This window comes from Vibrio gazogenes (genome assembly GCF_023920225.1).
In the GTDB taxonomy this organism is placed as follows: domain Bacteria; phylum Pseudomonadota; class Gammaproteobacteria; order Enterobacterales; family Vibrionaceae; genus Vibrio; species Vibrio gazogenes.
In genome coordinates this window covers 1,219,265-1,231,292 of record NZ_CP092587.1, presented here as the reverse complement: position 1 = coordinate 1,231,292, position 12,028 = coordinate 1,219,265, and the positions used below count along the sequence as shown (strand labels likewise).

Genomic DNA, 12,028 nt, shown 5'->3' with positions numbered 1-12,028 from the left:
AAACGCGCGTTAAAGGGGTTACTTGCGGTTCAGATATCGTTGTAACCAAGACGCAGCTTCCAGTACGTTGGTCGGCTGCTCCAGCATCACTCTGGCAGCATCAGCAGGAGAAGCTTTACTTTCCCACATCGCATTCAGGACGATCTCATCGATTTCATGTGTTCCAATCAACTCGTGGACACGCTCAACATACAATTTACGAGCTAGCAATTCCTTATCCATAACCACCACCTTCATGAAAAATGTGATAAACAACGATTGTCCGAAATAAAGACCAACTAGATAAGCCGAGGAAAATTACTTTTGTTATTGGGTTGAAACTCTCCTGAGAATAGATTAATTATAGCCGCAGTATTGTGGGACTCATCACCGTTTTGGGTACTCTGAAATAGTTTTTCATTCAAAAAAAATCATCGGAAGTCATCATTGATGGAAAAGAAAACGCTCCTTACACATTGCACTGATAAACCAGGTCTGATCGCCAAAATTACCAATATCTGTTACAAGCATCAGTTGAATATTATTCATAATAATGAATATGTCGATAATACCAGCGGCCATTTCTTTATGCGCACCGAGCTGGAAGGCTATTTTAACGACGCAACGCTGAAAGCTGATTTAGATCAGGCGCTCCCCGAAGGGGCCAAATATCAATTGATCGGTTCTTCACGCAAGAAAATTGTCATTCTGGTCACCAAAGAAGCGCACTGCTTGGGTGATATTCTGATCAAAAGCTACGACGGCAGTCTCGATGTCGATATTGCAGCGGTCATCGGCAACTACGATAAATTACAAACGCTGACAGAACGATTTGATATCCCTTATCACTGTGTTTCTCATGAAAATCTCAATCGTCAGGAACACGAACAGAAAATGCTGGAAGTGGTCGAGCAGTATCAACCGGATTATATTGTGTTGGCAAAATATATGCGTGTTCTGACGCCGACCTTTGTTGAAAAATACCATCACCGTATTATCAATATTCACCACAGTTTCTTGCCGGCATTCATTGGGGCCAAGCCTTATCAGCAAGCCTATGAACGGGGCGTCAAAATCATCGGTGCGACGGCTCACCTCGTCACGGATGATCTCGATGAAGGACCGATCATCAAACAGGATGTCATTCCTGTCGATCATACGTTCAGCGCTCAGGATATGGCGCAAGCAGGACGTGATGTCGAAAAGAATGTCTTGAGCAAAGCACTGGCAAATGTGTTGAATGACAAGGTGTTTGTCTACGGCAATAAAACCGTCATCCTGTAAATACCAAGCCCATCATTCTCCCTAACGGGCTTTCGTTTGTTGGGGGGATTGATATCAACATGTCTGATCTGAAAGCACTGCCGCTGAACACCACCAAATCAATCGGATTGATTGACCGAACACTGCAATCAAACGATCCCATCACTGAATAGTTGTTCCTCCCTAGGTTATCACGTAGGATCATATCACCATACACCGTGTACCATCAGGTTTATCAACCCATGGTGCCTAATCAGCCACGATGTTAAAGCGATTATGAAAACAATACTAAAAGCTATCGGTATGATCTTTCGGTTCATCTGGAAAACGATCACCCTGTTCCGCCTTCTCGTCACGAACTTGTTGTTTCTGTTCACGATTGCCATTATTTATATCCTGTATACCCAATCAACACCAGAGGATACAAATATTCAGATTCATCAACCTTCGGCACTGGTTCTGAATTTATCCGGCCCGATTCGTGAACAAGCCACTTATGTTCAATCCGTTGATTCAATTGCCACCTCACTACTCGGTGACTCGCTGCCGAAAGAAAACATTCTGTTTGATATCGTCGATACGATTCGTCATGCCAAAGATGATGAACAGATTTCAGGACTGGTGCTCTCACTCGGCGAGATGTCTGAAACCAATCTGACGAAGTTACGTTATATCGCAAAAGCAATTAATGAGTTTAAAGCCAGTGGCAAACCGGTGTTTGCGGTCGGTAATATGTACACTCAAAGCCAGTATTACCTAGCCAGTTATGCTGACAAGATTTTAATGTCTCCCGACGGACTGGTGATGCTCAAAGGCTATAGTGCTTACGGTTTATATTACAAAAAACTACTGGACAAGCTTGATGTCACCACCCATATCTTCCGCGTCGGTACTTACAAGTCCGCGGTGGAACCGTTTATGCGTAATGATATGTCGGATGCGGCAAAAGCATCGAATAAGCGCTGGCTCCAGCAGCTTTGGGATGCCTATCTGACCGACGTTGCAGCCAACAGAAATATCACGCCAGAAAAGTTACGCTTATCGATGGATGATTTTCTGACGCAACTGAAGCGTGTTCACGGTGATATTGCCAAACTGTCCCTCGATCTCGGGCTGGTTGATGAACTGATATCCCGGCCACAAATGCGTGCGGAGCTGACCGATACGTTTGGTAGCGATGGTCAAGATGGTTATCGTTCGATTGGTTACTACGACTACCTCAACGCTATCGACTCGCAGTTGAAACCAACCCTGACTGCGAAAAACGAAATCGCTGTGATTGTTGCTTCAGGCACCATCATGGATGGCAATCAACCTCGCGGTGAAGCCATTGGCTCAGAGAATATGAGCGTCCTGCTGAGAGAAGCACGCAATGATCCACATATTAAAGCGGTTGTGTTACGGGTTGACAGCCCGGGAGGTAGCGCCTCCGCTTCTGAAGTCATCCGTAGCGAAATTGATGCGCTGAAAGCCTCAGGCAAACCGGTTGTCGTCTCGATGTCCAGCCTCGCGGCCTCAGGGGGATACTGGCTATCAACCAGCGCTGACCAAATTGTGGCACAACCCACGACGCTTACCGGTTCGATTGGCATATTCAGTGTGCTGACTACCTTTGAGCACAGTCTGGATCGTATCGGTGTGTCTACCGACGGTGTGGGAACAACACCATTTTCCGGTCAGGGTATCACCACCGGGCTGTCTGACGGCACCAAACAGGCATTGCAGTTAACCATCGAGCACGGATACCAGCGCTTCATTTCGTTGGTTGCAGAACATCGTCATCTGTCGTTGCAAGACGTCGATAAAGTCGCACAAGGCCATGTCTGGACAGGCCAGGATGCGCTCAAGTTCGGTTTAGTTGATAAAATGGGTGATTTTGATGATGCTGTTGCTCTGGCTGCCAAGCTTGCCAAAGTGGATGATTATCAACTCGATTGGCTGGAAGAACCAATTTCAACCATGCAGAAATTACTGATTGGACTCTTTTCGGAAGCCCGGGTATCGCTGGGGTTGGATGTCACAACACTCCTCCCTGAGAGTCTGCGTTCCACAACCGAGAAAATGCTCAGTGATGCAACACTACTCAACCAGTTGAATGACCCCAAAGGACAGTATGCATTCTGTCTCAATTGCGAGGTCGAATAAAATATTAAACGTGATCAAGGGCGACACCGTCGCCCTTTTTATTACGTATGATTTCGCTATAATCGCACTCCCTGAACTTGATAGAAGAGTAAATTTCAGTCATGGCAAGAAAACATATCTATATTGCCTACACGGGCGGCACGATTGGTATGCAAAAATCATCACACGGTTATGTTCCGGTGGCTGGTTTTATGGAAAAGCAACTCGCGAGTATGCCCGAGTTTCATCGTCCGGAAATGCCTGAATACACCATTCACGAATACGATCCGCTGATCGATTCATCAGATATGACACCGGAAGACTGGCAACTCATCGCTGATGATATCCGCAACAACTACGAGCAATATGACGGCTTCGTCATTCTCCATGGTACGGACACGATGGCTTATACCGCTTCAGCGCTGTCATTCATGCTAGAAAATCTGGGTAAACCGGTCATTGTCACTGGCTCACAGATTCCACTGGCCGAACTACGTTCTGATGGACAAGCCAACTTGCTCAACGCGCTGCACATTGCTGCAAACTATCCCATCAATGAAGTCACGCTGTTTTTCAACAACCAGCTGATGAGAGGAAACCGCAGCACGAAATCACACGCAGACGGCTTCAACGCATTTACGTCACCGAACCTACCGGCACTTCTGGAAGCAGGTATCAATATCTCGGTGAGTAGCCATGTGACCGTCGGCAAGCAGCCAAATGGCCCCTTTCAAGTCAGTGATATTACGCCACAACCCATTGGGGTGATTACCATGTATCCGGGCATCTCCCATGAAGTGATCCGCAATACATTACTGCAACCCGTCAACGCCATGATTCTTCTGACTTTCGGTGTCGGCAATGCACCACAGAATCCAAAGTTGCTCGCACAACTCAAATCGGCTTCAGAACGAGGGGTTATTGTGGTTAACCTGACTCAATGCCTTGCCGGGAAAGTCAATATGGGCGGATACGCAACCGGAAGTGCACTGGCAGAAGCGGGAGTCATCAGCGGGTTCGACATGACACCGGAGGCGGCGCTGGCAAAGCTGCATTATCTTTTGAGTAAAGGGCTTGACTATGAAACCGTCAAATCAGAGATGCAAAAAGTCCTGCGGGGAGAAATGAGCCTGTAAAATAGCGTGCTTTGTCACAACAAACCAATTTTACGGGTAATATCAAATCAAGGCAGTATCCTCAATCATCAATAACGCACTCCCGGCCGACACTGGGAGTGCTATTTCAGCACTCACTTCAATTCATGAGCACATCTATCACTCGGCTTGATTGGGATTGACCCGCAAAATATCTGCTTCAGCCTGCTCCGCTTGAAACTGTTTTTTCAACTCAGATTTAGACTTGAAACAGATTTCTCCGCCTGCGGCGACTGTCATATGTTCCGGCTGTGCATTATGCTTAGATTGGTACAACATCACAGCTTGAATACATGAGTCTCGCTGTTGTGCAGAAAGTGTCGTACCTTCAGGCCACTTACCTGTTTCAACAGCATAAAGTAAACGCTGGTAGGCCTCAGGTGTAATCGCATCAATGAGTTGTTGAGTATCCATTGCATATCCCGGATGGTTGGTTGTACAAACAATTCAACATAATGAAGTTTCAACCGCTAACGTCAAGGTATGTCGTATAAATAATTGTATATGATCACAGGCTATCATTATATGCAACAACCTATGAAGTACATTAGTCTTGCTATCACTGTCCTCCTGTTGAACGGTTGTTTTGAAAATACGCGAAACACGGACAAACTCTGTCAGGATCACCCTGAGCTCCGCTGTGAAGAACTGAACACGAATGACGGGCAATGCCGTATCACCAGAACCAACCTCATCTGGCATCGTCTCGAAGTTAACAGAAACCCGACTGACCTCAATAAAATCACTGAGTACCAGCTCACACAGAAATATCGAAAATGTCTGAGCGTTGCCGCTCAGATTCAACCGATTGATCAAGCCAAACTCAAGGAAAGACGCTTCAATGCATTACTCAATTCCGGGAAGAATATGGAACGCCTAGAAAAAGAGCTGATGCAATTCAATACGCCCTCTTCACTTTATTTTTTATGGAGTCAGATGGGTAATACACAAGCTCGCCGGCAATTTTTACAGTTGGAAGGCAAACCAGAAATGGAGACAGCAGCCCTTCAATACGCACTGGCGACGTTCTACATCGACAGAGACAGAGAAAAAACCATCAAACTCCTCAATCATGCACTGGAACTCTCTGATCCAAATTCACTCAATATCAGCATTTTTGAATCCTTAGCCAGTTTGAATCAACTACTCCACCATCAAGAAGCCTCTTACATTTGGGCAATGGTCGGTAAACACTTTGGCGTACCTATCACATCCCCCCAAAATATACAGCTGCTGTACGGCTTCAGTGAGGAAAAATTCAGCGCATTAGATCATGTCGCAGACATGATTATTGATGCTGTAAAAAATCAAGAGTATCACCCATCTATGATGCCTGAGTTTAAAAAATAGCCATTCTGTACAAATCATACGAAAATGATCAAAAATTCTCACTCCTGATCGTTTTTGTTGAAAATTAACGACACCGAATTGACACAATAACGTTCACCCGTCGTTTGCGGGCCATCATCGAAAACATGGCCGAGATGGCTATTACAAGCAGCACAGCGGATTTCAATCCGACTCATCCCATGACTCTCATCTTGTAAATATCGAACGGCATTGGTACTGATCGGAGCATCAAAACTTGGCCAACCACATCCGGAATCATACTTACTCGCAGAAGAAAACAACGGGGTCTGACAACAAGTACAGGCATAAATGCCGGTCTCTTTATTATGCAGTAGCTTCCCAGAGAATGGCATCTCGGTGCCCTGCTGGCGACAAACACGAAATTGCTCATCTGTAAGTGCTTGACGCCATTCAAATTCTGATTTTTTAACCTGCTTCATATCCTCACAACTCATCTTAGGGACTTTACTTTTACGCACCCGATTTTATCATGTTTTTTTCATGAAAAACTTGCACATTCGCGGTGTTGTAGCACATACTTCAACACCTTAACATCATTCGTTGAGATTTTTTAGAGTACCATGGATGCTTCGGTATTCTAGGTCAACTGGTGACTGACAGAGATCAGATTGTAGAATAAATGTAACCGTGAGAAAGAAAGGTTCACTTTTTTGATTTTAAACAACTAAAGTAGGATTATCGGTTGCACAGACGAGTCGGTTTCTGTAATTTTACTACCAGTATCTTTCATCACAAAATTAAGTTGTGGAGCAACTACAATGACTATCAAAGTAGGTATTAACGGTTTTGGCCGTATCGGCCGTTTTGTTTTCCGTGCAGCACAAGAGCGTAACGACATCGAAGTTGTTGGTATTAACGACCTGATCGACGTAGATTACATGGCATACATGTTAAAATACGATTCAACTCACGGTCGTTTCAACGGAACAGTAGAAGTTGAAGGCGGTAACCTGATCGTTAACGGTAAGACTGTACGTGTTACAGCAGAGCGTAACCCAGAAGATCTGAAATGGGATGCAATCGGTGTTGACGTTGTTGCTGAAGCAACCGGCATCTTCCTGACTGACGAAACAGCACGTAAGCACATCACTGCTGGTGCGAAAAAAGTTGTTTTGACTGGTCCTTCTAAAGACGCGACACCAATGTTCGTTAATGGTGTTAACTTCGACACTTACGCTGGTCAAGATATCGTTTCTAACGCATCTTGTACAACAAACTGCCTGGCACCTATCGCTAAAGTACTGAACGACAAATTCGGTATCGAATCAGGTCTGATGACAACAGTTCACGCAACAACTGCAACTCAAAAAACTGTTGACGGCCCTTCTGCAAAAGACTGGCGTGGTGGCCGTGGTGCTTCTCAAAACATCATCCCATCATCAACTGGTGCAGCAAAAGCAGTTGGCGTTGTACTTCCTGAAGTCAACGGCAAACTGACTGGTATGGCTTTCCGCGTACCAACAGCAAACGTTTCTGTTGTTGACCTGACAGTTAACCTTGTGAACGGTGCTTCTTACGCAGATATCTGTAAAGCAATGAAAGAAGCGTCTGAAGGCGAACTGAAAGGCGTACTAGGCTACACTGAAGATGCCGTTGTATCTCAAGACTTCATCGGTGAAACTTGTACTTCAGTATTCGATGCAAAAGCTGGTATCGCACTGACTGACAAATTCGTTAAAGTTGTATCTTGGTACGACAACGAAATCGGTTACTCAAACAAAGTTCTTGATCTGATTGCTCACATCTCTAAGTAATTCAGATTCAATTTGAACTTGTTCAAAAGGCGGCTTTCAGCCGCCTTTTATATTTTCACTCCGAATGACACCAAAATACGAGGATGAAAAAATGGACTTACATGCTTTACCCACCCTAACCAATCTTTCCGACTGTGTCTCGATCGTAGAACAAGAGAACACGAAAATCGTGCGTGTCATACACGAGAAAGCAACTGCTGGCATTGCTTTATACGGTGGACATGTAATTTCCTTTCAACCAAGTGGCAAAGCCGATTTAATCTGGATGAGTAACAGTGCTAAATTTGATGGCACAACCCCTTTGCGTGGTGGTATCCCCGTTTGCTGGCCTTGGTTTGCCCGAATCGGCTCACCGTCTCATGGTTTTGCCCGTACCCAACAGTGGACACTGGTTGAACACCGGGAGAGTGAAGCAGGTGTCATCGTGACTCTCGGCCTGACGGCCAATCCTGAAACACTGTCAATCTGGCCATATCAATTTAGCCTCAAGTTACACGTAGCCATTAGCGATACGCTCGAAGTTACGCTGGAAATAACCAACGAAGACGACAGAGCTTGGCACTTCTCCGGCGCATTACATACATATTTGAATGTCGGAGATATCCGGCAGACCACAACAACGGGAATGGGCAACGAATATATTGATAGCCTGCAAAATAATCAGCTGTGTCAGGGCGATGACGAATTACAGCTGACTGACACCATTGACCGTATTTACACCAAGCCGGAACCACAGATTCACTTGCATGACCCGGTACTGAAACGGACGATTCAAGTTGAAAATACAGGCCACAATTGTGCCGTTCTATGGAACCCCTGGTCACAGGGCGCTCAGTCAATGGCAGATATGAACGACGAAGGCTATCAAACCATGCTGTGTATTGAATCCACCGTTCATGCCCCCTGCATTTCTACCGGGATTACGTTACAACCGGGCGAACAGTATCAGTTGAAAACACACCTTTCAGCAACGGATTAACCCACCGGTCATGAGCGCTTGTCTCTTGACATGACGATCAGCCTGACAAGCGCTTTTTATTTGCAGAAGAACCCGATACACTGCCCGCCTCCAATCGATACGAAATACAAGGCTGATTATGTCTTATCAATGTCCATTGTGTGACGCCCCACTTCAGCAAGAGTCAGGTACATTCCGTTGTATGAACCGCCATCAGTTTGATATTGCCAAAGAAGGATATGTCAATCTGATGCCCGTTCAGCATAAACGTTCCAAAGATCCCGGTGACAACAAAGCGATGATGCAAGCCAGACGTCATTTTCTGGAACAAGGTTACTATACTGCCATGCGTGACAGAGCCGCCCAGCTTTGCGCACAATTCATATCACAGCCCGCGGCATTACTGTTGGATATTGGCTGTGGCGAAGGCTATTACACCACGCATGTCGCCGAAACCCTACACACGGACAACCCCGATTTGACAGTCTACGGTCTGGATATCTCCAAACCCGCGATTCGCTATGCGGCTAAACGCTACCCCAATTGCCAGTTTTGCATTGCATCAAGTCATCGGCTCCCTTTTGCCGCACAAAGTATCGATGCAATTTTACGCATCTACGCACCATGCAAATCAGAAGAGCTACAACGTTGCCTGAAAGCCGACGGCATTGTGGTGACCGTCACGCCAGCAGCACGTCACCTATATCAGTTAAAGGCCCTGATTTATCAAGAGGTCCGATTGCATGATCCACAGGCAGAATCGATTGAAGGATTTGTCCCGGTACATGAAGAACAGTTACATTACCCGATGCAAATGAGTGGCACAGATGCATTCAACTTACTCCAAATGACACCTCTTGCCTGGCGTGCCAGTGACATGGTCAAAACCACATTACAACAGCAAGAGACCTTTCACTGTGAGGCAGACTTTACGCTACGGGTTTATCGAAAAATATAAATACCACACCAATTCGGGCATATTTTTTGCTGTCTTATTTGCAGGAAAAACTTTGAGAAAAAATGACTCAAGTTTTTCCTTCAACCTCCGTTAACATATAAGGAGATGGGCAGGAGAATGTTATGGACCCAGTAAAAGCAACAGGATCTACAACTTTGTATTCACCTCAGTCGGTTAAAGCAAAACAAATTGCACCGGCAGCTCAGAGTACGCCAAATAAAACCAATGAATCGACAAAAGTTGAGCAGAACAAAGTCATTTTATCCGACGAAGGGAAAGCTTTACTTGCTGCTCTGAAAGAAATCGATAAAGAAAACAAAGCGAATGAAGACAAAAGTGTAGGTGATAAAGTCGAATCATTTACTTATGGTGCTCTGGGAATGGAACATCCTAAAAAATTAGAAGAGGAAGACGACGGTTCATACTCTGCGGGGCAATATCTTTCCGCAGCGGCAACAGTTGGCAGTATTCTGTTAGCAATCGTTTAATCAACCATCACGTCTGATCCGCTAAAACTTCTTTCTTTTTCTTTTCTTCCGTCCCTTCAGATGATCCGTCTCTGAAGGGATATTTTTATCACATCTGCCATTTTCTCAGGGGCATCGAGCACCCCTTCGTCTTCAATTCACGCCATGTTCACGAAAACATTCAACGTATTGTTTATCTTCTTTCTGAATATGTAACGTTAACCAATCTTCAAGGAATGCCATCAGCTCCTTGCCAATGTTCTCGCCATTTTCGACACGTTTCTGGAAATCAAGCACCTGCTCGACTAATCGGTGATGAGCCCCGACGTGCTTATGCTCATTCACATAGCCGAATTGTTCAAACAGCGTTTCCTCATACTGAAAGTGGTTTGCTGTATAGTCAATCAAGCCTTGTACAACCCGTTTAACCGAAGGCAGTCCATAACCGTTATTCAATAAATGATTCAACTCATTAATCAGGTGGACTAAAGTCTGATGCTGACGATTAATTTCCTTAATATTTAAATCAAGCGATGGCCCCCACTCGATTAACTTATTCCTTTGTTTGTCTTCAGTTTCCAACTGGCGACTGTCAATAGCAAAGCGATGTAAGAGCGAGTTGATTTCACCGGATATATTTTGCACCGTGACACTCGCCATTAATGTTGCTTGTGTCGCTCTGACATTCTCTTTTGCCACGACAGAAATTTCCGACAAACAGTGTTCTAAGTCAACCGTTGCATTGACCTGCTCATCCAGAGACGTCGTGATTTGACTACTTTGCCCTTTAATATCTGCGATCTTCTCTAACAACTGCGAGAAAGACTGGCTGGTCTGCTCGACAACCCCCATGGACTCATGCATACATTCACTGTTTTTCTGCATCCCTTCAACCACGGTATTAATACTTGTACGTAATGCCTCAATCCGCACATGAATATCATTGGTTGCTGTTTGCGTTCGTGTCGCGAGGGTTCGAACTTCATCAGCAACAACGGCAAAGCCACGTCCTTGCTCCCCGGCTCGGGCGGCTTCTATCGCAGCATTCAATGCCAGTAAATTGGTCTGCTCCGCAATCTCACTAATGGTGCTGATCACCTGCCCAATACTGACACTCTCCGATTCCAGCGTACTAATGTGCTGATGCGATGTTTCAATCTGCTCACTCGCTGTATGTAACGCATGTTCCAGTTGTGCCATCCCGCGACAGCCTTCATCAGCCTGCATTTTCGCTTCATTGGCATAACCAGACGAAATTTCGGTAAAGTGAGCAACTTGTCGGGTCGTCTCAACCAGATGCCCGACAATTTTTGCCGCCTGTTCAATATCATTCCTTTGCTGTAAAGCACCGGTTTTCGACACTTGTGAATCTTTTTTTACCGATTCAGACACATGAAGCAATGCTGCAGATGTCGCCCCCAATGCCCCAACCGTTCTCGACACATCTTCACCAATTCGATTGAAAGAACGATACAACGGATGGGCACCTTCGCGCTCAGTTTTGATTCTGACCCGCAAATCACCTTCAGACAGTTCAATCGCAGCACTCTGGGTTATCGTCAGTAAACGATGAAATGATCGTAACGTCAGAAACACAACGACACTGAACAGGATTTGTCCTCCGGTCCACCACCAAAGTTGCTGTGAAATAAAATAGGCCAAAAAAGGTAATTGCAGAATAAATAGGATGAAATTCCATTGTTGCGCGCTCAACTGACTTAATTTCTTTATATTGTTATAATTCATAAAAAACTCTCAAGGGCTAACACTTTGATTATTATATTGATTTTTAATTTCCCCAAGTGACTGTACGATACGGCTCAGAAAGCGATTTGAGGACATTCTGAACCCAGTACCTTAAGGTCGCCTGAGCAGACTTCGTACAATTCATTAACAAAACCATAGAAAAAGATTGATAAGTTTCCAGAAAATGTAACAAAAAGAAAGGAAAAGCATTCGAAAATTTGATCACGTAACGATAATCATAAAAATACAGTGAG

The 12,028-nt window shown here is 45.1% G+C and carries 12 protein-coding genes; 8 read left to right on the top strand and 4 right to left on the bottom strand.

Translation table 11 applies throughout. From position 1 onward, the window contains the following. Positions 1-18 precede the first annotated feature (18 nt). Entirely contained in the window at positions 19-222 is a 204-nt protein-coding gene (locus tag MKS89_RS05635) for a hypothetical protein (protein WP_021020027.1), read from the bottom strand. A gap of 207 nt (positions 223-429) precedes the next feature. On the opposite strand from MKS89_RS05635, the gene purU reads away from it, so the two are divergent. The 3 genes from purU to ansA all read left to right on the top strand — a co-directional run bounded on the left by purU (position 430) and on the right by ansA (position 4,502). Then, positions 430-1,263: a formyltetrahydrofolate deformylase gene (purU, locus tag MKS89_RS05630; protein ID WP_072961687.1), complete on the top strand. Its 834-nt coding sequence runs from the start codon at positions 430-432 to the stop codon at positions 1,261-1,263. A 255-nt stretch (positions 1,264-1,518) separates the two neighbouring features. Next, complete coding sequence (gene sppA / locus MKS89_RS05625) at positions 1,519-3,387, top strand: signal peptide peptidase SppA (RefSeq protein ID WP_072961689.1); 1,869 nt, start codon at positions 1,519-1,521, stop codon at positions 3,385-3,387. Between the two features lie 101 nt (positions 3,388-3,488). Then, positions 3,489-4,502 carry an asparaginase gene (gene ansA, locus MKS89_RS05620; protein ID WP_072961692.1) on the top strand — a complete coding sequence of 338 codons (1,014 nt, stop codon included), beginning with the start codon at positions 3,489-3,491 and terminating at the stop codon, positions 4,500-4,502. A 138-nt stretch (positions 4,503-4,640) separates the two neighbouring features. Here the strand turns inward: ansA and MKS89_RS05615 are convergent, their stop codons facing one another. Beyond that, entirely contained in the window at positions 4,641-4,934 is a 294-nt protein-coding gene (locus tag MKS89_RS05615) for a YeaC family protein (protein ID WP_072961694.1), read from the bottom strand. Positions 4,935-5,057: 123 nt separating this feature from the next. Here MKS89_RS05615 and MKS89_RS05610 point away from each other — a divergent pair, with 123 nt between their 5' ends. Further along, positions 5,058-5,870, top strand: a complete 813-nt coding sequence (locus MKS89_RS05610) for a DUF2989 domain-containing protein (RefSeq protein WP_106406982.1) — start codon at positions 5,058-5,060, stop codon at positions 5,868-5,870. A gap of 38 nt (positions 5,871-5,908) precedes the next feature. On the opposite strand, the gene msrB is transcribed toward MKS89_RS05610, so the two are convergent. Next, complete coding sequence (msrB, locus tag MKS89_RS05605) at positions 5,909-6,310, bottom strand: peptide-methionine (R)-S-oxide reductase MsrB (protein ID WP_235862476.1); 402 nt, start codon at positions 6,308-6,310, stop codon at positions 5,909-5,911. 339 nt (positions 6,311-6,649) lie between these two features. Here msrB and gap point away from each other — a divergent pair, with 339 nt between their 5' ends. The 4 genes from gap to MKS89_RS05585 all read left to right on the top strand — a co-directional run bounded on the left by gap (position 6,650) and on the right by MKS89_RS05585 (position 10,049). After that, on the top strand, positions 6,650-7,645 hold the full coding sequence (gene gap, locus MKS89_RS05600) for a type I glyceraldehyde-3-phosphate dehydrogenase (protein WP_038178468.1): 996 nt from the start codon (positions 6,650-6,652) through the stop codon (positions 7,643-7,645). Between the two features lie 91 nt (positions 7,646-7,736). Continuing rightward, entirely contained in the window at positions 7,737-8,624 is an 888-nt protein-coding gene (locus tag MKS89_RS05595; protein ID WP_072961699.1) for a D-hexose-6-phosphate mutarotase, read from the top strand. Between the two features lie 118 nt (positions 8,625-8,742). After that, complete coding sequence (gene rlmA / locus MKS89_RS05590) at positions 8,743-9,561, top strand: 23S rRNA (guanine(745)-N(1))-methyltransferase (protein ID WP_072961702.1); 819 nt, start codon at positions 8,743-8,745, stop codon at positions 9,559-9,561. 122 nt (positions 9,562-9,683) lie between these two features. Further along, a complete protein-coding gene (locus MKS89_RS05585; RefSeq protein ID WP_072961704.1) occupies positions 9,684-10,049 on the top strand; it encodes a hypothetical protein in 366 nt (121 codons plus the stop codon). A 132-nt stretch (positions 10,050-10,181) separates the two neighbouring features. Here the strand turns inward: MKS89_RS05585 and MKS89_RS05580 are convergent, their stop codons facing one another. Next, a complete protein-coding gene (locus tag MKS89_RS05580) occupies positions 10,182-11,774 on the bottom strand; it encodes a bacteriohemerythrin (protein WP_072961706.1) in 1,593 nt (530 codons plus the stop codon). Positions 11,775-12,028 lie beyond the last annotated feature (254 nt).

Excerpts from the sequence above, each read along its gene's own strand:
- MKS89_RS05595 (WP_072961699.1), top strand. The coding sequence starts at position 7,737 with ATGGACTTACATGCTTTACCCACCCTAACCAATCTTTCCGACTGTGTC.
- MKS89_RS05580 (WP_072961706.1), bottom strand. The coding sequence starts at position 11,774 with ATGAATTATAACAATATAAAGAAATTAAGTCAGTTGAGCGCGCAACAA.
- ansA (WP_072961692.1), top strand. The coding sequence starts at position 3,489 with ATGGCAAGAAAACATATCTATATTGCCTACACGGGCGGCACGATTGGT.
- rlmA (WP_072961702.1), top strand. The coding sequence starts at position 8,743 with ATGTCTTATCAATGTCCATTGTGTGACGCCCCACTTCAGCAAGAGTCA.
- MKS89_RS05610 (WP_106406982.1), top strand. The coding sequence starts at position 5,058 with ATGAAGTACATTAGTCTTGCTATCACTGTCCTCCTGTTGAACGGTTGT.
- gap (WP_038178468.1), top strand. The coding sequence starts at position 6,650 with ATGACTATCAAAGTAGGTATTAACGGTTTTGGCCGTATCGGCCGTTTT.
- MKS89_RS05615 (WP_072961694.1), bottom strand. The coding sequence starts at position 4,934 with ATGGATACTCAACAACTCATTGATGCGATTACACCTGAGGCCTACCAG.
- MKS89_RS05635 (WP_021020027.1), bottom strand. The coding sequence starts at position 222 with ATGGATAAGGAATTGCTAGCTCGTAAATTGTATGTTGAGCGTGTCCAC.
- purU (WP_072961687.1), top strand. The coding sequence starts at position 430 with ATGGAAAAGAAAACGCTCCTTACACATTGCACTGATAAACCAGGTCTG.
- MKS89_RS05585 (WP_072961704.1), top strand. The coding sequence starts at position 9,684 with ATGGACCCAGTAAAAGCAACAGGATCTACAACTTTGTATTCACCTCAG.
- sppA (WP_072961689.1), top strand. The coding sequence starts at position 1,519 with ATGAAAACAATACTAAAAGCTATCGGTATGATCTTTCGGTTCATCTGG.
- msrB (WP_235862476.1), bottom strand. The coding sequence starts at position 6,310 with ATGAAGCAGGTTAAAAAATCAGAATTTGAATGGCGTCAAGCACTTACA.